Source organism: Enterococcus sp. DIV0660C (genome assembly GCF_017316125.1).
In the GTDB taxonomy this organism is placed as follows: domain Bacteria; phylum Bacillota; class Bacilli; order Lactobacillales; family Enterococcaceae; genus Enterococcus_B.
In genome coordinates this window covers 61,625-83,264 of sequence record NZ_JAFLWA010000003.1, presented here as the reverse complement: position 1 = coordinate 83,264, position 21,640 = coordinate 61,625, and the positions used below count along the sequence as shown (strand labels likewise).

The window sequence follows — 21,640 nt, the reverse complement described above, 5'->3', positions numbered from 1 at the left end:
CACATGAAATAACTTTCAAGTGCGCATTTGGTTTTTCTGAAAAAATCTGATCATAACCAATCGGTATCATACCACCATGAAACAGAAAATACAAAACATTTTCATGAAAATTAGACACTTTTTCGTTTCAGTCTAATTTGATGAAGTTTTCATTTAAATTATGGTGGCGATTTTCTAGGAAAACCTTTAGTAATCGTGCTTTATCAGATTAAATGCTACCAAATTTTATCATTAAGTAAAAGTAAAAGCACCGAATATGCGAAAAAGGATATTGAAATTATCTGGAGAAATTTTTCAATGTTCGATCAATTTGACGATCGACATCTTTTCGTTTCAAGTCTTCCCGTTTGTCATACGATTTCTTTCCCTTGGCTAAACCAATCAACACTTTTGCATACCCATTCTTGATATACACTTTCAAAGGGACGATCGTTACCCCTGCATTTTTTGTTTCACCGATTAGTCGGGCAATTTGCTTTTTGTGCAAGAGTAACTTACGTGTCCGTAACGGATCATGATTAAAAATATTCCCCTGTTCATACGGACTAATGTGAACATTATATAGGAAGGCCTCGCCATTTCGAACACGCACGAATCCATCTTTTAGATTGATTCGGCTGTTCCGAATCGATTTGATTTCGGTGCCTTGTAAAACCATGCCTGCTTCCATCGTATCAATAATCGAGTAGTCATGGCGAGCCTTTTTATTTTGTGCAATTAGTTTTCCCTCGCCTTTTGGCATTCTAGTTCCCCCAAACTATTTTATTTTTTCTTTTTCTTGATTCCTTTATAAAAAGGTTTTTTACCACCTTTTCCTTTTTTCTTAGTCGGTTGGAAGTCATTTTTCTTCCCACCATTTTTTTTATTTCGTTGATTTGCTTTGCGTCCACGATTTTGATTTTGATTACCTGCTCTACCTTTTTGTTTAGTTTTTGGCCGTTCAAGTTGTGCGACTTCTTCTGCTGAGACTAGTTCAAAGTCTACCGCTCGTTCATCTGGACTTGCTTTGACCACTTTCACTCGGACTTTTTGTCCAATTTTGAAAGTTAGCCCTGTCCGTTCACCCACCAACGCTAAATGATTTTCAATAAAGTGAAAATAATCCTGTTTCAAATCATTGATATGGATCAGACCTTCAATCGTATTAGGCAGTTCAATAAATAAACCAAATTTTACCACTGAACTAATGATGCCATCGAACTCTTCTCCAACTTTATCCATCATGTATTCTGCTTTCTTCATTGCATCAACTTCACGTTCTGCCTCAACTGCTCGGCGTTCCATTTTTGAACTGTGTTCAGCGATGTCTGGCAATTCAGCAGACCAGATTGCTTGTTTTTCTTCACTACGATCCTCACTATAAGAACGAATTAAACGGTGAACGATTAAGTCCGGATAACGGCGAATTGGTGAGGTAAAGTGTGTATAATACTCAGCTGCTAAGCCATAATGACCATAGTTTTCTTCTGAATAACGCGCTTGTTGCATACTTCTCAATAGCATCGTATTGATTACTGCAGATTCAGGCTTTTCTTCTACGTCTTCGATTACTTTTTGCAAATCTTTCGGTGTAATTGTTCCTTTTGTTCCTTTAACTAAGATTCCTAGTGCTGAAGCAAAGTCAAAGAAACGTTGCATTTTTTCTTCTTTAGGTTGTTCATGAATTCGATAGATGAAGGGTAAATGAAGATCATGATAATGATGTGCCACTGTTTCGTTAGCTGCAAGCATAAATGATTCAATCAATCGTTCTCCTACACCACGTGTCCGCAATAAAATATCTAAAGGATGTCCTTCTGGGTTCACTAATACCTTGGCTTCGCGATCTTCAAAAGAAATCGCCCCACGACGGATTCTCATCTTTTCCAATATTTCATGTAATTCTTTCATCGCCCGAAACATCGGCACTAGTTGTTCATAGCGTTTCATTGTTTCTGGGTCTTCGTCTTCTAAAATTTCATTTACAGCAGTATAAGTCATTCGTTCGGTTGTTTGAATAACACTTTGAAAAATTTCATGACTCACAACAGTTCCATTTGGATCAATTTCCATCTCACAACTCATCGTCAATCTTGGCACGTGTGGATTTAAGGAACAGATTCCGTTTGACAATCGTTGTGGAATCATAGGAATCACACGATCAGTCAAATAGACACTTGTTCCACGATCATAAGCTTCACGATCCAATTGGCTTCCTTGTGTTACATAATACGAAACGTCTGCAATATGAACCCCTAAGAAGTAATTGCCATTTGCTAGTTTGCGAACAGTTACTGCATCATCTAAGTCCTTCGCGTCTTCGCCATCAATCGTTACTATTAGTTGGTCTCGCAGATCACGTCGTCCAACCAAATCTTTTTCATTGATATGATCAGGGACTTTATCTGCTTCTTCTAATACATCATCAGGAAATTTCGTTGGAATCCCATTTGCTACAACGATCGATAAAATATCCATACCGGGATCGTTTTTATGACCAATTACTTGTTTGACAATTCCTTCTAAGCTAGTAGCATAACCATTTTCTGGATAATGGGTCAATTCTACGATCACGATACTTCCATCTACTGGACGAATACCTTCTGCGGCTGCATATACTTTAAATCTCGTTAATTTTTTATCTTTGGGAATCACCACGCCATAAAGATCAGTTTCTGCTTCTTCCTCAGGTGAATAAGCAACGAATTCACCCACTAGTTGCGTTGTTCCACGCTCTCGAATCTCAACGATCTTTCCTTCTGCGCCTCGATCGAGCGCCGTATCTGCCGTTTTAATAATATCGATTGCCACGATGTCCCCGTCCATTGCATAACCAGTAGCTTCCTTTGGAATATAGATATCATCTTCTTCTGGATCGATTGTTACAAATCCAAAACCACGTTCATTTCCACGAAATGTTCCTTCAATCAGTAATGGTTGTAATGGCAACTTCACTTTACCTTTTTTGTTAAAAACGATACTTTGCTCTCTTTCCATTTGCGCAATTGTTTGGACTAATAGTTTAAAGTCTTCACTTTTTTGAAATCCCAATCCTTCTGCAATTTCTTCCATTGAAAAGCTCTTTTTACGGCTACTTTCCATAAAAAAAATAATTTTTTCTTTAATTGTTTCTTTTGTCATTTAGTTTCCTCATTCCAGGGTAATTTCTCTAAAAATTCTAGGACATCTTGTTCTAGCTCACGTCTAGCGTTTCCAACCGTAATCACATGCTTGCTTTTCGGATACCATTGAAGAGTCACTCGCTGTTTGTGCAAACGGCGAGCCGTTTCATAAACACCCATAGGATCAATCATTTCATCTTGACCTGCTTGAGCTAGAAAGATTGGTGCTTGAATTTTTGACAGCTTTTCATTTGCATAAGCTGCTTGTTCTTGTATATTTGCTAATTGTTCCTTAACTAAGGGACGATAGATTTCAAGTTGTTGCTGAATTTCTTTTTCTGATTTTCCTGCTGCATTCAACACTTGTTGTGCATAAATGAGAAAGTTTTCTGGTACATTCGTTTTTACCGGTGAAATTGGTGAACAGAAAAAGCCACCGCCAATCACATTTTCTTCTTCAAGTAATCTTGTCGCAAAAATACCACCCATAGACAAGCCAAAAACAGCAACTTCGGTAAACCCTTTAGCTTTTAAAAATTCAAGTGCTGCTTTTGCATCCTCCCACCAAGTATTAGCATCTTGATGCAAAATATCTTCTGGGTTCAATGTCCCATGGCCTGAAAACATCGGAGCATAAACAGTATAATTTGCTTTTTCCAAAAAACGACAAAGCATTCGGACATCATTTGAACTACCTGAATATGCGTGCAAAAGTAAGACCGCTGGCTTTCCATGCTCCGCATAAAATGGTTTTGGTAAACTTCCTTTCAATTCAATCACCTCTCGTTCTTCATTTTACCATAGTTACTCTCAGAAACTTCTTGTTTTCACCTACTCGACCAATAAAAAAAACCCTCGCAAATCGGCGAGAGGTTTCTCTTGATTAGTTTGAAGATAAAAACGCTAGGACAAACAATAAGATCATCCAAACGGCTCCTAGCGCAGCAGTTGTTCGTTGCATCACAGCTTCAAAGCCACGTGCCTTTTGCTTTCCAAACAACTGATCCGCTCCACCAGTAAATGCGCTCGCCGCACTATTTTGTTTACTTGGCTGCATCATAATTGCAATGATCATGACGATCGATAAGGCAATCACGATTCCTAAAATTAAATTATACATATGCGTCAGCTCCTCCTTCTTTGAAAAATATCATCTCTTTAACTTTACCATAGAATAAAAATAAATTCAAAAAAAGGTTGTAAAGGAAAGTTCTAACGACAAACAACACTCTTCAACAGTAAGAGGAAACTAATCAAAATTATTTTGAGGTGTTACTTTGGACATATCGAGAGTACAGTTTTCGCTAACATATTTACATTCAATCAACGTCATCTTTTTACTCTGAACGCCAGATAAAAATCAAGTCTCGTCAATCTATCTATAAAAAAAGAGTGACGTCAAAAACGTCACTCTTTTTTTATTTCTATTTATTTACGTAATACATCTCCATATTCCGGTTTTGTATCAAATTCTTTTTTAGCAAACGGGCATAGCGGAATAATTTTTTTTCCTTCACGACGAGCTAGTTCAACACCACTATTCACTAACTTTTCTGCCAATTTTTGTCCACGATAAGCAGGTTCGACAAACGTGTGATCAATGATCATAATATCTGGTCCAGCATCCGACCAAGTCATTTCTCCAATTTCTTGTTGTTCATCATTGTATAAAGCAAAGCGATTTTTTTCTTCTTTGATTTCCATTTTACACTTCATCCTTTCGAATAAACTTCAACGCACCACTTGGACATGTTTGAATAATGTTGCTACTTTCATCAGCACTTGCATTATCTGGCATGATCCACGGTCTACGGCCAACTTCAAAAACGGCTGCATTTCCGCGAACACAATTTCCACTGTGGATACAAATCTCTTTGTTATAAAAAATATCTATCTTTTCACCCGAATATTTTCGATAACCTGCTTCAAATAATTCTTCTTCGGTTGAAAAATGTTCCTTGTTCACCTGTTGCCCCATCATACCACCCCTAAAAATAACTCGTGTTTTTATATAATTCATTCTACCAATCTCTCTTCGAAGCAGCAACTATTTATCCTCGCAGACGAGAATAAATAAAGCAGTTTTATAAATCAGGCACAACTTACTCAATCAAGCCTACGACCTGAAACCCAATATAAATTGCTTAGATGAAACATTGCAAATTTTTTCTTCTATATTAATTATCGCAAATCGTCTGATCCGAAAAAGCAAAATGCTTTATTAACCTACTAAAATACGTTCGTTGATAAAAGAAAACACAACTGTCCAATAAGTCTTTGGTTCATTCAATACTGGTGCTAAATGTTCCGCATTTGGAACCAACAATAATTCCTTTTCCCCCGCTGTTGCATTTTGCACCGTATATGCTGCTTCAACTGGTACAAAATAATCATGTTCCCCATGGATAATTAACAATGGTAAATGATTACTACCTAGTTGTCGCGTAGCGGATGCCTGTTTTAAAGAATATCCAGCATATTTTTGAGCGTAAGAATTTGCGTACCGCATAATCAACCACTTTGGAAATGAAGTTAGCTTGCTTAACATATAACGAAATTCTGCATAAACAGAAACATATCCACTATCCAAGACGAAACCTTTCACAGAAGAAGGTAACTTCTCGCCACTAGCCATCATGATCGTCGATGCCCCCATCGAACCCCCATGCAAAACGATTGAAGCCTCCGGATATTCTTTCATCAGCTGTTTGATCCAAGCAATCAAATCCAGACGATCTAACCAGCCCATCCCGATGATTTCTCCTTCACTTTCGCCATGTGCACGTAAATCTGGAATCAAAACATTAAATCCTTGTTCCGCATATTTTTTCCCAATAAAAGACATGTCTCGTTTCCCCGTACTTCGGTAATCATGGATACAAATCACCCAATTTTTTTGTCTCCGATCTGTGATAAACCATTTTCCTACAAGTTTTAATCCATCATAGCTTTTGATTGTTTCAATCACACCTGTTTGCCAAAAACTCTCTGCTGATTCTTCTAGTTGTTGTCGTTTTGCTTCAACAGCTTCAGTCGCTGCAGGATCCATTAAGAGATGTCCAGTTGTTTCATACCAATTATGACCTCGCTGTACACCAACCTTGATCAACTTTTTTGCATAAGAATAAGAAATAACATTAAAAATAATAGCAAAAATCGCAATTACTAAAACAATATACAACATAATGATCAATTCAACACCTCCACTACTCAGTTATCATTAATTTGCACCATGAGATCGATTAATCAAAGCTGATTTTTGCTTTTAAAAAAATTCAAGTAAACTCTATTTTTATTGTACCATTCTAATAAAAAAACTGTGGAATTTTTAAAGACTTAACTTAAAAAAATAGAGAAATAAAAGCAATAATTGCCAATCCACCTTGTGTAACAATAATTTTTTTGTCACTTGTTATGCTTCCATATAAAGCTACTAAAATAATATATAGTAACAAGATCTTCGCGAGCTCAATACCGACAGAGGAGACATATGTCGCATAAAGTAAGCCTACGCCGATCAATCCATTATAAATTCCTTGATTCTTGAATAAAACAGTTACTGACGGACGTGCTAATTCTTCTTTTGACAAATGAAATACTCGTCCAGTGGTTGCTGAGGTGGTTGCAAACGTCTCTAAATACATAATATAAAAAAACTCGATTGCTACTAACGTGATGATTATCGTTGAAAAAAGATGCATATTGTTTCTCTCCTTTGATACTTATTGATGCTATTTATCATATAAAAATTCGATCGGCTTGTAAAACAATTAACTGCACAGTATTTTATGAACAAAAAAAGACGTGAGGCAAGCCTCACGTCTCAAAATAGTTAATTCGTAAAAATTATTTATTTTTTAAGTTGTAGAAAGATTTCAAACCTTTGTATTCAGCAACTTCACCAAGTTGGTCTTCGATACGTAATAATTGATTGTATTTAGCAATACGGTCAGTACGTGAAAGAGAACCAGTTTTGATTTGGCCAGCGTTAGTTGCAACTGCGATATCAGAGATTGTTGAATCTTCTGTTTCACCAGAACGGTGAGATACAACTGCAGTGTAACCAGCTTCTTTAGCCATTTCAATAGCTTCGAAAGTTTCTGTTAAAGTACCAATTTGGTTAACTTTGATAAGGATTGAGTTAGCAATTCCTTTTTCGATACCTTCAGCTAATTTTTGAGTGTTTGTTACGAACAAGTCGTCACCAACTAATTGAACTTTGTCGCCTAATACGTCAGTTAATTTCTTGAATCCGTCCCAGTCGTTTTCGTCTAGGCCATCTTCGATTGAGATGATTGGATATTTAGAAACTAATTCTTCGTAGAATTTGATCATTTCGTCAGTTGTTTTTTCGCCTTCGCCTGAGTCAGCTAAAACGTAAACACCTTTTTCTTTGTCGTAGAATTCTGAAGAAGCAGCATCCATAGCAAGAACAACGTCTTTACCAGGTACATAGCCAGCTTTTTCGATTGCTTCGATGATAACTTCGAAACCTTCTTCGTTTGAACCAAGGTTAGGAGCAAATCCACCTTCGTCACCAACAGAAGTTGCTAATCCGCGACCTTTTAAAATTGCAGCTAAAGCGTGGAATACTTCAGCACCCATACGTAGTGCTTCTTTAAATGTTGGAGCACCTACAGGCATAATCATGAATTCTTGGAAGTCGATTGAGTTATCAGCATGTGATCCACCATTGATGATGTTCATCATTGGAGTTGGTAATACTTTTGTATTAAATCCGCCTAGGTAGTGGTATAAAGGTACTTCTAGGTAGTCAGCAGCCGCACGAGCAACAGCAATAGATACACCTAAAATAGCGTTCGCACCTAATTTACCTTTGTTAGGAGTTCCGTCTAAAGCGATCATAGCTTTATCGATAGCCATTTGGTCACGTACATCGTAGCCAATGATTGCTTCAGCAATGATGTTGTTTACGTTATCAACAGCTTTAGTAACACCTTTACCACCGTAACGAGCTTTGTCGCCATCACGTAATTCAACTGCTTCGTATTCACCAGTTGAAGCACCTGAAGGAACCATTCCACGGCCAAAAGCTCCGCTTTCTGTGTATACTTCTACTTCGATTGTTGGGTTACCGCGTGAGTCTAAGATCTCGCGAGCGTAAACATCAGTAATAATTGACATGTTTTGTCTCTCCTTTGAGTTTGTTTTTATCCTAAGGGATTTCCCTCATATACGATTTTAGTTAATTTTGTGACTAAGTGCAAACATTTATTGCTTTTTTTCACAAATTTTCAAAAATTATTTTACAGCGTCTAATAAAGATAAGAATGAGTCAGCTTCTAAGCTAGCTCCGCCAACTAAAGCTCCATCAACGTTTTCTTTAGCCATGTATTCCGCAATGTTTTCTGGTTTAACAGAACCGCCGTATTGGATACGTACAGCATCAGAAACTTCTTTGCCATATAATTTTTCAACTGTTTGACGAACAACGCCACAAATTTCATCAGCGATTTGTGCATCAGCAGATTTACCAGTACCGATTGCCCAGATTGGTTCATAAGCAATTACCATATTGCTTACTTGTCCGTCTGTTAAGTCTTTAAGACCTTCAGTGATTTGGCCTTCGATCCATTCAGCAGTTTTTCCTGCTTCATATGTTTCTAAAGTTTCACCACAACATAAGATAGGTGTCATACCATTTGCAAAAATTGCTTTTGCTTTTTTGTTGATATCTTCGTCAGTCTCATGGAAATATTCACGACGTTCTGAATGTCCAATGATAACATATTGAACACCAAGATCTGCTAATGCAGCTGGTGAAGTTTCACCAGTGAAAGCGCCTGAGTTTTCCCAGAAACAGTTTTGTGCAGAAATTTTTAGTTCAGTACCTTCAGCAGAAGCCATTAATTCTTGTAAGAATAATGCAGGTGATCCGATAACAGAGTCAACTACTTCATTTGAAGGGATTTTGTTTTTTACTGCTTCAGCAAATGCTTTTGCTTCTGATGCAGTTTTGTTCATTTTCCAGTTACCAGCGATGATTGGTTTACGCATGATGAACACACACTCCTTTTTCTTTTTCAAAACACAAGTCTAAAGGTACACTTGTTTCAAAGCGCACACCTAGATACAGGTGGATTATTTATCGTTAATTGCTGCTAGACCAGGTAATTCTTTACCTTCTAACAATTCTAAACTTGCGCCCCCACCAGTTGAGATATGAGTGAATTTGTCAGCAAAGCCAAGTTGTTCAGCTGCAGCTGCAGAGTCCCCACCACCGATGATTGTTGTAGCACCTTCAAGATTTGCGATTGCTTCACAAACTCCGATTGTACCATTAGCGAAGTTACTCATTTCGAACACACCCATTGGTCCGTTCCAAACAACAGTTTTCGCACCTTTCAATGTATCAGCAAATAATTTAACTGATGCAGGTCCGATATCTAGAGCCATCAATCCATCAGGAATGTCGCCTTCGATAACTTGAGTTTCTACGTCGTTTGAGAATTCAGGTGCACAAACGTTGTCGATTGGTAATACAAGTTTGTCGCCTGCTTTTTCAATCAATTCTTTAGCTAATTCGATTTTGTCAGATTCAACTAAAGAACTTCCGATTTTAATTCCTTTTGCTGCGTAGAATGTATAAGTCATTCCGCCACCGATCAAGATTTTGTCAGCTTTTGGAATCAAGTTTTCAATAACGCCGATTTTGTCAGAAACTTTAGCACCACCAAGGATTGCAATCATTGGGCGTTTTGGTTCTTCAACAGCTTCGCCGATAAATTTGATTTCTTTGTCCATTAAAAATCCAGCAACTGTTGGAATACCAGTTGAAGCGATTCCTACGTTAGAAGCATGTGCACGGTGAGCCGTACCGAAAGCATCATTGACAAAAACATCACCTAGTGAAGCCCAGTATTTTCCTAATTCTGGATCATTTTTGCTTTCTTTTTTACCATCAACATCTTCAAAACGAGTGTTTTCAAAGACAACAACTTCGCCGTCTTTCATGTTGTTGATTGCTTCTTCTAATTCTTTTCCACGAGTTTCAGGTACGAAAGTAACTTCTTTACCTAATAATTCGCCCAAACGTTTAGCAACTGGTGCTAAAGATTTTCCTGCTTTATCTTCTTCAGCTTTTACACGTCCTAAATGAGAGAAAAGGATTGCTTTTCCGCCTTGTTCAAGCACGTAGTTGATTGTTGGTAAAGCAGCTTTGATACGTGTATCGTCAGTGATCACGCCATCTTTCAAAGGAACATTAAAGTCAACACGGACAAGAACTTTTTTATCTTTTAAGTCGATATCTTTTACTGTTTTCTTAGCCATTTTGTTTCCTCCTAAATAAACTTTGTTATCAAAAAAAGCGGAGAAGCGCGATTGCTTCCCCGCTTTTAAGTGTACTTGTTTAAATTTACACTCGTACGTGTTTCTTATAGTTTAGCGAAGTATTCTAAAGTACGTACTAATTGTGCAGTGTAAGACATTTCGTTGTCGTACCAAGCAACAGTTTTAACTAATTGTTGGTCGCCTACTGTCATTACTTTAGTTTGAGTTGCATCAAACAATGAACCGAAAGTCATACCTACGATATCTGAAGAAACGATTTCGTCAGTGTTGTAACCGTAAGATTCGTTTGCAGCTTCTTTCATTGCTTCGTTGATTTCGTCAACTGAAACTTCTTTTTTAAGAACTGTTACTAATTCAGTTAATGAACCAGTTGGAACAGGAACACGTTGAGCAGCTCCGTCTAATTTACCGTTCAATTCAGGGATAACTAAGCCGATAGCTTTAGCAGCACCTGTTGAGTTAGGAACGATGTTTGCAGCAGCAGCGCGTGCGCGGCGGAAGTCACCTTTAGGGTGTGGTCCGTCTAGAGTCATTTGGTCACCTGTGTAAGCGTGGATAGTTGTCATTAATCCTTCAACAACACCAAATTTGTCGTTCAATGTTTTAGCCATAGGAGCTAAACAGTTAGTAGTACATGAAGCACCTGAGATAACTGTTTCTTTACCAGTTAATGTTTCGTGGTTAGTGTTATAAACGATTGTTGGAACATCGTCTCCACCAGGAGCAGAGATAACAACACGTTTAGCACCAGCTGTTAAATGTTTTTCAGCAGCTGCTTTAGAAGTGAAGAAACCAGTACATTCTAGAACGATGTCTACGCCTAGTTCGCCCCATGGTAATTCTTCAGGGTTACGGTTAGCTAAAACTTTAACTTCTTTACCGTTAACGTTGAAAGAACCTTCATGAACTTCAACTGTTCCGTTGAAACGTCCTTGAGTTGTGTCATATTTTAACAAGTGTGCTAACATTTTAGCATCTGTTAAGTCATTGATTGCTACTACTTCGATTCCATCTACATCTTGGATACGGCGGAACGCTAGACGTCCGATACGTCCAAAACCATTAATACCTACTTTAACTGTCATTTAAGATTTCCTCCTTATGAAAATCAAAAAAATTTTTATTTTAAAGGGTTACCCCTTTTAAAATCTCATTTGCTGCGGCCTCATCTGTGATCAGCCACGTTTGTTTTGGTGCATTTTTCATATACGCTCGGATTGCTTTGGCTTTTGTTTTTCCACCAGCAATCGCAAGAATGATTGGCACCTGTGTCAAGTCTTTCAGTTCGATACCGATTCTCGGAACCTTGTAAACAACTTCTCCATTTTCGTTAAAGAAATAACCAAAGGATTCCGCTACAGCATTCGCCTGCTTCAACATAATCAATTCTTTTTCAGTCATTTTTCGGCGTGCTGCCATATGCAAAGCACGTCCAATACTATGAATAACACAATTCGCCTGACTTATCAAGTTTAACACTTCTTGAATAGATGGTTCATTGAGTAAAGAATTATAGGTAGCTAAACTTAGTTGCTCTGGAACATACAATGCTCGATGATCCCCATTTGTGTTAGCTGCCATTCTAGCACTAACTGAATTTGCTTGTACGGTAACCGCCTCGCCAATTCCCCCTCTGGCAGGAACAAACAAGTTATGTCGTTTCTTGTTTTCCAAATTCGTCAACTGTTCAGCGACAACAGCCATCGTGGTTCCTCCCATTACGGCGATAATATTCTCACCCTCTGGAAGAAGCAAGTTCAAGGATTCGTTTAAAGCATCCCCAAAAGCATCTGTCACTTTTGGTTGTGCGTCACTATTTCCTGAAACGACAATACAACGTTGATTACCAAAATACTCAGCCAACTTTTTTTCTGTCTGATGCATTCCTAAAAGCTGATCCATGAAGTTTTCAAGGCTTTGATAAACTTCCTCACCTTTTGTGGTCAACGTCATACCACTTTTTGACGTGTCAATTAGTTGAAGATTTTTCAAAAGATCTGTTTCTGTTCGCAAAACTCGCTCTGTCATCCCCATACTTTCAGATAAGCTACGTCGACCAATCGGCTGCATCCAATAAATATTCCGCAAAATTTTATAGCGTTCTTGAAGAACTTCAATAATATCTGGTGCAACGGATTCAATCATTTTCAATTCATCTAGCATAGCGATCTCCTTAGTTGGACTATAAATGTCCAATGTAGACTCAAAACGACCCATGTACGATAAAAAATAAAATTGATTGTTTTACTTTCTTTTTTCATTAAAAGGAAAACTTCAACCTCACATGCGTTAGTCTAACAGTTTCTGGCTAACTTTTCAACTAAAAAAGACTAGAAAAGTGAAATACTTTTACTAGCCTTTCTTTTTTTATTTATCATACCGTTTTCTTTTTGATGAACTCGGGATTCCCAAAAGATCTCGGTATTTTGCAACGGTTCTTCTTGAAATCACAATTTCTTCTTTTTTTAGAAGCTCGACTAATTTTTGATCCGACAAAGGCTTCGCCTTATTTTCTTGGTCGACTAACTCTTGTAGTCTCTTCTTTGCCATCTCGGCGGATAAGTCTTCCGTTCCAGCCGAGTTGTTACTTGCTATGCGAGTCGTAAAAAATTTTTTCAGTTCAAAAATACCAAAAGTTGTTTCCAAGTATTTTCCATGAACAGCCCGACTCACAGTTGACTCATGAACGTCAACTTCTGAAGCCACTTCTTTTAAGGTCAATGGCTTAATGGGCCGATTAACATCGATAAAGAAATCTTTTTGACGTGAAACGATTACTTGCGCAACTTTTAAAATCGTATCACCACGTTGCACCATCGTTTTTTGTAGCCACTCAAATTCTTGTTTTCGCTCTTTCAAATAAGTAGCTGTTTCTTTATCTGCTTTTTGATTCATTTGTTTGAAATAGTTTTCTTGAAAACGAATAGTTGGTTGACTTGTTCGATTTGAGACCACTTGAACTTCATTGTCGTCGTGGACCAAAACTTTCACATCTGGAATTATATAAAGTTCATGACTGTTGTCGAAAATTCTCCCAGGACTTGGTGATAATGTTTGAAGATAGTCAAAAATATGTTGGACCTCGCTAAGTTCAATTGAGAATTTTTGTGCGATTTCTTTCCATTTTCGTTGGACTAGTTCATCAAAGCATTCCTCCAAAACGATGTAAGCTAATGCTGGAGCAAAATCGTCTCGTTCTGTTTGTAACATTAAACATTCTTGAAGATTTCTAGCCCCTACTCCTGCCGGTTCTAGCTGTTGGATCAACGTCAGTGCATCTAATAGTTGGATTGCTGATGCACCTGTATCTTTGGCCGCATCCGCTAGATCAATTGTTAAAAAACCATTTAAATCAATATATTCAATCAAATACAAAATCATTTTACGTAAAAATGTATCACGGTAGTTCAAATGTACTTGGTCAATCAACGATTCAAACAATGATCCCTTTGTATCAGGAATTTGATTCAGATAGCTTGTTTCTTCTCCATCATAATTGTTGCTTGTTTTTTTGTAGTCTGGTTGCCATTCTGGTTCGACTACTTCAACCAAAGGATTTTCTAGCGCCTGATTTTCAACAAAAGCTAATAATTCTTCACTATTATATTGGAGGATTTGGATTGATTGCTGCAATTGCTGAGTCATAGCCAATTTTTGCGTTTGTTGTTGTTTTTGTGAAAAATTCTGTTGAAATTTCATTTTTTTGCCTTATCCCCTTGTAAATTATTTTTTGGTTGGTTACAATTATGCCAGTGCTTGCGTCCTTAGTGTAGTGGATATCACGTAAGATTCCGGTTCTTGAGACGGGGGTTCGATTCCCTCAGGACGCGTTCAATAGCCATTTTAGCATAATTTAAGTATCTTTGCTTTCTATATTTTAAAGAAGAGGTTATGACAGAAGCAGTTGGCTTCTCCTTTCCTTGTGGAGTTTCGACTTACTTTCGAGGAAGTCGCGTCTGAAACATCATGTATTGAAACAGAGGCTGTGACAAAAGTATTGTCACAGCCTCTGTTTGTTCTCTTTTACCATCGACAAAAAAACCAACCAGCCATTTTCCAGCTAGTTGGTTCTGATCCTACATATACATTTCTTCAATTAGAACGTAGCGCTTTTCAAGCAAAGGATGTCATTACTCTGTTTTTTCAGAAAATTCTTCATTGTCATACTCTTCATCATCATCTTCATCGTCTTCGTCTTCGATAATGCTTAAGTCTTCTTCAATGTTCCCTGGTAATACTTCTTCATCGTCGCTATTGTCATCCGCACCGATTTCTTGTAGATCAGAGTTGTATGCTGCGATTTCTTCATCGTCGTCATCATCATCTTCAAATAAATCATCATCATCTTCATCAGACAAGTCAGCATCTTCTGGGTCATCATCGTTATAGTCAATTGCATCTTCATCATCATTGATAAAGGCATTCACTTTTTTGCGTTTGCGGCGACGAGGTTTATCTTCATCTTCTTCGTCAATTCCATGATTTACTTCTTCATCAATTGAATCAATTGCGTACCATGAGCGCAAGCCCCAACGGTTGTCGCCTAAAGAAATAAAGCTGCCGTCAATATTTAAGTCAGTATAAAACTGTGCTAATGAATCACGAATATCTCCATCTGTTTTGCCAAGATAGTTTTGGATTTGATTAACTAAATCAGAAAAATCCATCACATCACCATGTTGTTCTAAAATCGCATGTGCAACTTCGATCATTGATAATTCGTTTTTGTTTGCACCTTCAAATACACTAATTTCCAATCAGGACACGTCCTTTCACAGTCTATCCCTTATCATACAAAATCAACGATAAAAAATCAAACTTTTCTTTTAAATTATGCTGTAAAATCTAAGGTTAAATAATATTCACCTAATTTTTCTTCCCCCATAAATAAATCATAGGCAATCACAATGTTTCCTGAAGCTGGTCGATCTTTTAGACTAACATGCAATTCATTCGTAAATGTTTGAATCAAGATCATTCCGTAAGGTGTTTTATAAGCTGTTTCTAAACGTTCTTTGTAACCAAATTTAAGGCGCATTCGCATTTCTCCTGCTCGAATCAATTGAACATGGCCATCAGGAATGATTTTGATTGTCACAGGAACTTCTTGCCCTGTTTCTTCTTGAACTTCTTTATACCGTATGTATAACGTATCGCCAATTTTTACCATTTGACCATTTAGATCAAAATAAAAATCTTGAACTTCACCTTGTTGTTTCACTTTTGTGCGTAGCTTTATTGAAATTGGTGTTCCTTGTGATAAATCCATCTCGCATTCTCCTTTACTTCTCATAGGCTTATTGTTCCCAGTTTCAGCTATTTTGTCAACCAACTTGTATACTTTTTATTTTTTTACTTTTTTTACCCAAATTTAGTCACTTGTCAGTTATTCTTATAAGAAGCGTACTTAAAAACTTCTGCTTGTTTTTGAGGTATACTGAAAGAGAAATAAGGGAACTAACTGAACAAGGAGTTGATGAAATGAATCCTCCTATTTTATTGGATCAAGACATCTATCAAGGCAATGACTTTTCCCCTTTTGCATTGACCGATTTATTAACCGCAGAGACGAAGAAGCGACAACAAACATTTCTTCATTTCTGGCAATATAACAAGACAGTGATTTTTGGAATGAAAGATACTCGTACACCTTTCTTTGATGAAGGTGTTCAATCAATTCGTGAATTTGGTTATACGCCTGTGGTACGAAATTCGGGAGGCTTGGGTATCGTTTCTGATACGGGCATTTTAAATGTGTCTTTACTATTTCCACAAACAGATGACAAAAAAATTTCAATTGATGACGGTTATGAACGAATGTTAACTTTGACCAGAAAAGCTTTTCCTGAAGCGACAATTGAAGCATTTGAAATTTCTGACTCCTATTGTCCTGGAACATATGACTTAAGTATTTCTGGGAAAAAGTTTGCAGGAATTGCTCAACGTCGAATCAAAAATGGGATTGCAGTCATGATGTATTTAAGCGTCACTGGGAATCAACTAGCACGCGGCGAGTTGATGCGAACCTTTTATCAAATTTCATTAAAAGAAGCTTTTGGTGCAGATGGCTATCCTGCTGTCCAACCAGAAAAAATGGCGAATCTTAGCGACCTTTTGCACCAACAATTGACTGTTTCTGAAGTTAAATTCCGCTTAGCAACAGCTTTTCAAAACCTCATGGTGCAATCTGAGCCTCTCACTTCCTTTCCTTCAACTGACTGGTTACAAAACTACGTGTCAGCAGACGAATGGAAGACACAGCTAACAAGAATGGCTGACAGAAATTCTATCTTAAAGGAGCAATAGTATGACAATTCCTTATAAATACCAAGTTCTCCCTATTGAAAAGGTGTTTCGTGATCCTGTCCATAATTATATCCATGTACAGCATCAAGTTATTTTGGATTTAATCAACTCAAAAGAAGTCCAACGACTACGACGTATCAAACAATTAGGGACAGCTTCATTTACTTTTCATGGCGCAGAACATAGTCGCTTTACACATTCACTGGGTGTATATGAAATTTCCCGTCGAATTTGTGATATTTTTTCACGGAACTATTCAAAAGAAAAAATTGGTGAAAATGGTTGGGACGATAAAGAACGATTGGTTACGCTTTGCGCGGCACTTCTTCACGATGTCGGTCATGGTCCCTACTCGCACACTTTTGAACACATTTTCCATACAGACCACGAAGCAATCACTGTGGAAATCATTACTTCTCCGGAAACAGAAGTGTATCAAATCTTGAATCGAGTCGAAGACGGCTTTCCTGAAAAAGTGGCAAGTGTGATCCAAAAAACGTATCCCAATCCACAGGTCGTTCAAATGATTTCTAGTCAAATTGATGCCGATCGTATGGATTATCTATTGAGAGACGCTTATTACACAGGGACAGAATATGGAACTTTTGATTTGACTAGGATCTTACGAGTGATTCGTCCCTATGAAGGTGGTATCGCCTTTTCAATGAATGGTATGCATGCTGTGGAAGATTATATTGTTAGCCGTTACCAAATGTATGTCCAAGTTTATTTTCATCCGGTTTCTCGTGGTATGGAAGTCATTTTAGAACATTTACTTCATCGGGCACACGAACTTTATCTAGAAGACCCCGCTTCATTTGAAATGCATGCACAACTTCTACTTCCTTTCTTGGCTGAATCATTTACACTGGATGATTACTTGAAGCTTGATGATGGCGTATTAGGAACCTACTTTACACAATGGACAGAATCTGCTGATCCGATTTTAAGTGACTTAGCAAAACGATTTTTAAATCGAAAACCATTAAAATCTGCCACTTTTTCTGGTGAGCGCAACTCACCACTGATTGAAGAACTTACTCTACTAGTTGAAAAAGTGGGATACAATCCTGTGTACTACACAGCAATCAATTCCAGTTATGATTTGCCTTATGATTTTTATCGCCCAGAGCAAAACCGACATCGCACTCAAATTGAGATTTTGAGAAATGACGGAACTTTGATAGAATTATCCAAGGTTAGCCAATTAGTTGCAGCATTAGCTGGTCAAGAACAAGGTGATGAACGATTCTTTTTTCCAAAAGAAATGGTTGATCCCACTTTGAGGGACCATTATGATCTCTTTGATGAAACCTATCAAGAATTTGCCAGTCACATTCAAAATGGCGCTCTAATTGAAAATAAGTAAGAAAAATGTTGGAGGAAATTATGTCTATCAAATTAATCGCTATCGATATCGATGGCACCTTGTTAAACGATCAACGTGAATTAACAGCGGAAGTCAAAAAAGCAATTCAGCAGGCGGACAAGCAAGGAGTAAACATTGTTTTATGTACAGGTCGTCCATTACCTGGTGTCAGGGAACAACTTGAAGAGTTAGAACTATTCAAAGATACAGACTATGTCATCACTTATAATGGTGCTTTAGTTCAACAAACAAAAACAGGGGACATTATCGCACGTCATGGGTTGACTCACGAAGACTTTTTAGAAATCGAAGTGATGGCGCGCCGAGTTGGCAGCCACTTACACTCAATTGATGAACAAGCCATCTATACTCCTAACCGAGACATCAGCCCTTATTCTGTCCACGAATCAGGTCTTGTAAAAATGCCGTTGAAATATCGTACACCTGAAGAAATGACACCAGATATGAATATTGTCAAAATGATGATGATCGACGAACCTGAAATCTTAGATGCAGCAATTGCTCGTCTTCCTCAAGAATTTCGCGACAAATATACCACTGTTAAAAGCGCACCTTTTTATTTTGAAGTCTTGAATAAACAAGCAAACAAAGGAACAGCAGTTGCGAACTTGGCACAACATCTTGGAATCACGCAAGACGAAGTCATGGCAATTGGGGATAATGAAAATGATTTATCTATGATTGAATATGCAGGCCTCGGAGTAGCTATGGAAAATGCTCTCCCAATCGTAAAAGAAGCAGCTAACGTATTAACAACTTCAAACGAAGAACATGGTGTAGCTGAAGCAATCAAAAAATATGTGCTAAACTAAAGCCATTTGCACAATTTATTTGAATACTTTCCATTTCAAAAAGACTACTAGTTAACTAACAAAAAATGGAACAACCCCTTACCAGGGATTGTTCCATTTTTTGCTTTCTCTTTCATCCATTAATCAACTATCAGCTAGAAATAAATTTTTTATAACCCTCTGTAAAGCTCATCCTCTAACTTCATTGTTGAAGTTCAAAAAAATTCATTCTGTACTGACGATTTCAACTTTTTGTTTCAGCTTCTTCTTTACTTTCCAACCATTTTTTAACTGCCCATTGATGGCTGCCTCTTTTCAGCTTCACAATCGCATCCGCAGGAGTGACCCACCAAATACGATTGGTTGTTTCAGTTGGCTCCCCGATTTTTTCCCAGCTTTTAGCAACATAAAAATAACCCGGATTATAATAATAAGTCGCACGGTAGTTGGAATAAAAATATTCATCCGCCTGTCCTAAAAAACAGTCAATAACTACTGTGATGCCAAGCTCTTCAATCATCTCTCGAGCGATGGCTTCTTCTTTCGTTTCTTGTCCTTCGATTTCTCCACCCGGTAGGAAAAATGCGCCATTTGGTGCTTCAACCAAAGCTATTTTTGTTTCTTCTTCTACAATGATATATGCAGCATATCGCGTTTGGTAGCTGGCTGACTGTTTTTTTTCTCCAAAAACTGGATAATCCATTTATCTTCCCACCTTTTTCTTTTTATTCTACATGAGAGTTTTCTCATGAACAAGCACCAATATTTATTTTTGTTGTTATTCTTTGCTATCATTATAAAAAAAGAAGGGAAGTTTTTATTTATGAAAATGGCACACACTTGCGTCCGCGTAAAAGACCTTGACGCATCTCTTGAATTTTATCAAACCGCGTTTGGTTTTGAAGAAAGTCGCCGTCGTGATTTTCCAGAAAACAAATTCACACTCGTTTACTTAACTTTGCCTGGAGATGATTACGAATTAGAATTGACTTACAACTACGATCATGAGGCATACGATCTAGGAAACGGTTATGGCCATATCGCAATTGCTGCAGATGACCTGGAAGCATTGCATGAAAAACACCAAGCTGCTGGTTTAAATATAACTGACTTAAAAGGATTACCTGGAACTGCTCCTTCTTACTACTTTGTGATCGATCCTGATGGTTACAAAATCGAAGTTATCCGTGGATAATCCCCCCACTTAAAAAGCCCGATTCAAAAAATTTGAATCGGGCTTTTTGCTTGGAGTTCCGTCAAAAAACTATCTTTATTTTGACTTACCCAATCATCACACTTTCTTCTGGGTATTTGATTTTTATTTCTTGTTGATGAACTTTCTTCATCAACGAAAAAGCAATCGTCAACACACCGACACGCCCCGTATACATCAACGTCATAATCAACAATTTGCCAACAACTGATAAATCTGGCGTCAATCCCATTGACAAGCCAACTGTGCCAAAAGCAGAAAAGACCTCAAATGCAATATATTCAAGTCCCATTTTTTCTGGCACATACTCCGTAATTGATAATATCATTACTGCCACCACGCAAAGAGTGAGTGTTAAAAAAAATAAAGTCAGTGCGCGCAAAATAGTTGGTTGTCGTATCGTACGTCCAAAAATTTCGGCTCTTGTCCTTCCCTTAAACATCGAACGCATCTGCGCGAGCAATACACCTAAAGTTGTTGTTTTAAGCCCCCCTGCAGTAGAGCCAGAAGTTCCACCAATGTACATCAAAAACATCGTCAGAATCAGACCAGCATGGCTCATCTTAGAATAGTCAATCGACGAATAGCCTGCTGTGCGAGGTGTCACACTCAAAAAGAACGTGTGAACTATTCGATTACTAAAATCGCCTTGTGAAAAATGTGTGCCATTTTTTTCTGTAAAAAGAAAAACGAAAAAACTGCCTACTAATAAAATTCCCGTCATACTCAAAGCAATCTTTGAGTGTAAACTGATTTTTTTCGTTTGATGGAAGTTCAACAAGTCACGCCAAACAATAAATCCTAATCCACCAGCAATAATCAATATTGAAATCACCAGTAGCAAATAATTATTTGTTTGATATGCGACCAGGCTCTCACCTAATAAATCAAAACCTGCATTACAAAAACTAGAAACCGCATGAAAAATGCCGTACCAAGTTCCTTTGAGCCAACCAAATTCAGGAATAAACACGATAGATAATGCGATGGCACCTACCAGTTGAATGACTAAAGCAAACTTGAAAATATAGAGCATCAAATCAGTCACACCAGCCATTTTTTCTAAATTCAACGCTTCTTTTAACACAATACGTGTACTCAAGCTAATCTTTTTTCGAACAAGCGTGAAATATAAGATTGGCACCATCATAAAACCTAATCCGCCAATTTCAATTAAAATCAGCAAGACCAATTGTCCCAAACCATTCCAATGTTCAACAGTATTTAAAGTAGCTAATCCAGTAACGCAAATCGCTGATGTTGCTGTAAACAATGCATCCAGATAGTTGGTTGCCTCTCCACTTCGACTAAAAAATGGCAAGGACAATAAGCTTCCTCCGATAAAAATCAGCGTAAAAAAACCGAAAGCTAATAATTGTACTGCTGATAATTTTTGAAAGCGTTGAGTCAATCGTATCTTCAAACAAGTTCACTGCCTTCCTATTCTTCTTATATTAGTTTATTTTTGAGAAAAAGAGACTTGATTTTCATCAAATCTCTTTTTTGCATACGTGGGGATATAGTT

Annotated in this window: 22 protein-coding genes and 1 tRNA gene; 5 read left to right on the top strand and 18 right to left on the bottom strand. The window is 37.6% G+C overall.

The genetic code is table 11. The features are described from left to right. Positions 1 to 277 precede the first annotated feature (277 nt). From smpB to rpoN, 14 genes are all read right to left on the bottom strand, one after another. Entirely contained in the window at positions 278 to 742 is a 465-nt protein-coding gene (smpB, locus tag DOK81_RS00580; protein ID WP_206907150.1) for an SsrA-binding protein SmpB, read from the bottom strand. A gap of 20 nt (positions 743 to 762) precedes the next feature. Next, entirely contained in the window at positions 763 to 3,120 is a 2,358-nt protein-coding gene (gene rnr / locus DOK81_RS00575) for a ribonuclease R (protein ID WP_206907143.1), read from the bottom strand. Further along, positions 3,117 to 3,872 carry an alpha/beta fold hydrolase gene (locus DOK81_RS00570; RefSeq protein WP_206907207.1) on the bottom strand — a complete coding sequence of 252 codons (756 nt, stop codon included), beginning with the start codon at positions 3,870 to 3,872 and terminating at the stop codon, positions 3,117 to 3,119. Before DOK81_RS00570 ends, rnr begins: the two co-directional genes overlap by 4 nt. Positions 3,873 to 3,984: 112 nt before the next feature. Beyond that, positions 3,985 to 4,221: a preprotein translocase subunit SecG gene (secG, locus tag DOK81_RS00565; RefSeq protein ID WP_206907141.1), complete on the bottom strand. Its 237-nt coding sequence runs from the start codon at positions 4,219 to 4,221 to the stop codon at positions 3,985 to 3,987. A gap of 308 nt (positions 4,222 to 4,529) precedes the next feature. Further along, positions 4,530 to 4,805, bottom strand: coding sequence for a GNAT family N-acetyltransferase (locus DOK81_RS00560; RefSeq protein ID WP_206907139.1), 276 nt, complete (start codon positions 4,803 to 4,805; stop codon positions 4,530 to 4,532). A 1-nt stretch (position 4,806) separates the two neighbouring features. Beyond that, positions 4,807 to 5,082 carry a (4Fe-4S)-binding protein gene (locus tag DOK81_RS00555; RefSeq protein ID WP_206907205.1) on the bottom strand — a complete coding sequence of 92 codons (276 nt, stop codon included), beginning with the start codon at positions 5,080 to 5,082 and terminating at the stop codon, positions 4,807 to 4,809. Positions 5,083 to 5,322: 240 nt separating this feature from the next. After that, positions 5,323 to 6,291, bottom strand: coding sequence for an alpha/beta hydrolase (locus tag DOK81_RS00550; protein WP_206907204.1), 969 nt, complete (start codon positions 6,289 to 6,291; stop codon positions 5,323 to 5,325). A 151-nt stretch (positions 6,292 to 6,442) separates the two neighbouring features. Next, entirely contained in the window at positions 6,443 to 6,802 is a 360-nt protein-coding gene (locus tag DOK81_RS00545) for a DUF1304 domain-containing protein (RefSeq protein WP_206907138.1), read from the bottom strand. Positions 6,803 to 6,947: 145 nt separating this feature from the next. Next, complete coding sequence (eno, locus tag DOK81_RS00540; protein ID WP_067483744.1) at positions 6,948 to 8,246, bottom strand: phosphopyruvate hydratase; 1,299 nt, start codon at positions 8,244 to 8,246, stop codon at positions 6,948 to 6,950. Between the two features lie 117 nt (positions 8,247 to 8,363). Then, the gene (tpiA, locus tag DOK81_RS00535) at positions 8,364 to 9,119 is read right to left on the bottom strand and encodes a triose-phosphate isomerase (protein ID WP_206907136.1); all 756 of its coding nucleotides are present in this window, start codon (positions 9,117 to 9,119) and stop codon (positions 8,364 to 8,366) included. Positions 9,120 to 9,203: 84 nt separating this feature from the next. Then, entirely contained in the window at positions 9,204 to 10,394 is a 1,191-nt protein-coding gene (locus tag DOK81_RS00530) for a phosphoglycerate kinase (RefSeq protein ID WP_206907134.1), read from the bottom strand. Positions 10,395 to 10,498: 104 nt separating this feature from the next. After that, on the bottom strand, positions 10,499 to 11,500 hold the full coding sequence (gap, locus tag DOK81_RS00525; RefSeq protein ID WP_206898410.1) for a type I glyceraldehyde-3-phosphate dehydrogenase: 1,002 nt from the start codon (positions 11,498 to 11,500) through the stop codon (positions 10,499 to 10,501). A gap of 40 nt (positions 11,501 to 11,540) precedes the next feature. Next, the gene (locus DOK81_RS00520) at positions 11,541 to 12,632 is read right to left on the bottom strand and encodes a sugar-binding domain-containing protein (protein WP_206907132.1); all 1,092 of its coding nucleotides are present in this window, start codon (positions 12,630 to 12,632) and stop codon (positions 11,541 to 11,543) included. A 150-nt stretch (positions 12,633 to 12,782) separates the two neighbouring features. After that, complete coding sequence (rpoN, locus tag DOK81_RS00515) at positions 12,783 to 14,114, bottom strand: RNA polymerase factor sigma-54 (RefSeq protein ID WP_206907130.1); 1,332 nt, start codon at positions 14,112 to 14,114, stop codon at positions 12,783 to 12,785. A gap of 59 nt (positions 14,115 to 14,173) precedes the next feature. Here rpoN and DOK81_RS00510 point away from each other — a divergent pair. Further along, positions 14,174 to 14,245 (top strand) — tRNA-Arg (locus DOK81_RS00510). 300 nt (positions 14,246 to 14,545) lie between these two features. Here the strand turns inward: DOK81_RS00510 and rpoE are convergent. Beyond that, on the bottom strand, positions 14,546 to 15,172 hold the full coding sequence (rpoE, locus tag DOK81_RS00505) for a DNA-directed RNA polymerase subunit delta (RefSeq protein ID WP_206907127.1): 627 nt from the start codon (positions 15,170 to 15,172) through the stop codon (positions 14,546 to 14,548). Positions 15,173 to 15,246: 74 nt separating this feature from the next. Next, positions 15,247 to 15,684, bottom strand: coding sequence for a DUF1934 domain-containing protein (locus DOK81_RS00500; protein ID WP_206907125.1), 438 nt, complete (start codon positions 15,682 to 15,684; stop codon positions 15,247 to 15,249). 212 nt (positions 15,685 to 15,896) lie between these two features. On the opposite strand from DOK81_RS00500, the gene DOK81_RS00495 reads away from it, so the two are divergent. From DOK81_RS00495 to yidA, 3 genes are read left to right on the top strand one after another with little or no spacing between them, the layout of a single operon-like run. Then, complete coding sequence (locus DOK81_RS00495) at positions 15,897 to 16,721, top strand: lipoate--protein ligase family protein (protein WP_206907123.1); 825 nt, start codon at positions 15,897 to 15,899, stop codon at positions 16,719 to 16,721. 1 nt (position 16,722) lies between these two features. Next, positions 16,723 to 18,090: an HD domain-containing protein gene (locus tag DOK81_RS00490; protein ID WP_206907121.1), complete on the top strand. Its 1,368-nt coding sequence runs from the start codon at positions 16,723 to 16,725 to the stop codon at positions 18,088 to 18,090. A 20-nt stretch (positions 18,091 to 18,110) separates the two neighbouring features. Further along, positions 18,111 to 18,923 carry a sugar-phosphatase gene (yidA, locus tag DOK81_RS00485; RefSeq protein ID WP_206907119.1) on the top strand — a complete coding sequence of 271 codons (813 nt, stop codon included), beginning with the start codon at positions 18,111 to 18,113 and terminating at the stop codon, positions 18,921 to 18,923. A 223-nt stretch (positions 18,924 to 19,146) separates the two neighbouring features. Here the strand turns inward: yidA and DOK81_RS00480 are convergent, their stop codons facing one another. Continuing rightward, the gene (locus DOK81_RS00480) at positions 19,147 to 19,605 is read right to left on the bottom strand and encodes an NUDIX hydrolase (RefSeq protein ID WP_206907117.1); all 459 of its coding nucleotides are present in this window, start codon (positions 19,603 to 19,605) and stop codon (positions 19,147 to 19,149) included. Between the two features lie 120 nt (positions 19,606 to 19,725). On the opposite strand from DOK81_RS00480, the gene DOK81_RS00475 reads away from it, so the two are divergent. Further along, positions 19,726 to 20,097, top strand: coding sequence for a VOC family protein (locus DOK81_RS00475; RefSeq protein ID WP_067484141.1), 372 nt, complete (start codon positions 19,726 to 19,728; stop codon positions 20,095 to 20,097). An 85-nt stretch (positions 20,098 to 20,182) separates the two neighbouring features. Here the strand turns inward: DOK81_RS00475 and DOK81_RS00470 are convergent, their stop codons facing one another. Next, on the bottom strand, positions 20,183 to 21,538 hold the full coding sequence (locus DOK81_RS00470; RefSeq protein WP_206907115.1) for a TrkH family potassium uptake protein: 1,356 nt from the start codon (positions 21,536 to 21,538) through the stop codon (positions 20,183 to 20,185). Positions 21,539 to 21,640 lie beyond the last annotated feature (102 nt).

Bases quoted from the DNA above. Each gene is read 5' to 3' on its own strand.
- DOK81_RS00545 (WP_206907138.1), bottom strand. From the start codon at position 6,802: ATGCATCTTTTTTCAACGATAATCATCACGTTAGTAGCAATCGAGTTT.
- DOK81_RS00495 (WP_206907123.1), top strand. From the start codon at position 15,897: ATGAATCCTCCTATTTTATTGGATCAAGACATCTATCAAGGCAATGAC.
- DOK81_RS00555 (WP_206907205.1), bottom strand. From the start codon at position 5,082: ATGATGGGGCAACAGGTGAACAAGGAACATTTTTCAACCGAAGAAGAA.
- DOK81_RS00560 (WP_206907139.1), bottom strand. From the start codon at position 4,805: ATGGAAATCAAAGAAGAAAAAAATCGCTTTGCTTTATACAATGATGAA.
- gap (WP_206898410.1), bottom strand. From the start codon at position 11,500: ATGACAGTTAAAGTAGGTATTAATGGTTTTGGACGTATCGGACGTCTA.
- yidA (WP_206907119.1), top strand. From the start codon at position 18,111: ATGTCTATCAAATTAATCGCTATCGATATCGATGGCACCTTGTTAAAC.
- DOK81_RS00530 (WP_206907134.1), bottom strand. From the start codon at position 10,394: ATGGCTAAGAAAACAGTAAAAGATATCGACTTAAAAGATAAAAAAGTT.
- smpB (WP_206907150.1), bottom strand. From the start codon at position 742: ATGCCAAAAGGCGAGGGAAAACTAATTGCACAAAATAAAAAGGCTCGC.
- DOK81_RS00490 (WP_206907121.1), top strand. From the start codon at position 16,723: ATGACAATTCCTTATAAATACCAAGTTCTCCCTATTGAAAAGGTGTTT.
- DOK81_RS00475 (WP_067484141.1), top strand. From the start codon at position 19,726: ATGAAAATGGCACACACTTGCGTCCGCGTAAAAGACCTTGACGCATCT.
- DOK81_RS00500 (WP_206907125.1), bottom strand. From the start codon at position 15,684: ATGGATTTATCACAAGGAACACCAATTTCAATAAAGCTACGCACAAAA.
- tpiA (WP_206907136.1), bottom strand. From the start codon at position 9,119: ATGCGTAAACCAATCATCGCTGGTAACTGGAAAATGAACAAAACTGCA.
- rnr (WP_206907143.1), bottom strand. From the start codon at position 3,120: ATGACAAAAGAAACAATTAAAGAAAAAATTATTTTTTTTATGGAAAGT.
- eno (WP_067483744.1), bottom strand. From the start codon at position 8,246: ATGTCAATTATTACTGATGTTTACGCTCGCGAGATCTTAGACTCACGC.
- secG (WP_206907141.1), bottom strand. From the start codon at position 4,221: ATGTATAATTTAATTTTAGGAATCGTGATTGCCTTATCGATCGTCATG.
- DOK81_RS00480 (WP_206907117.1), bottom strand. From the start codon at position 19,605: ATGGATTATCCAGTTTTTGGAGAAAAAAAACAGTCAGCCAGCTACCAA.
- rpoN (WP_206907130.1), bottom strand. From the start codon at position 14,114: ATGAAATTTCAACAGAATTTTTCACAAAAACAACAACAAACGCAAAAA.
- DOK81_RS00520 (WP_206907132.1), bottom strand. From the start codon at position 12,632: ATGGGTCGTTTTGAGTCTACATTGGACATTTATAGTCCAACTAAGGAG.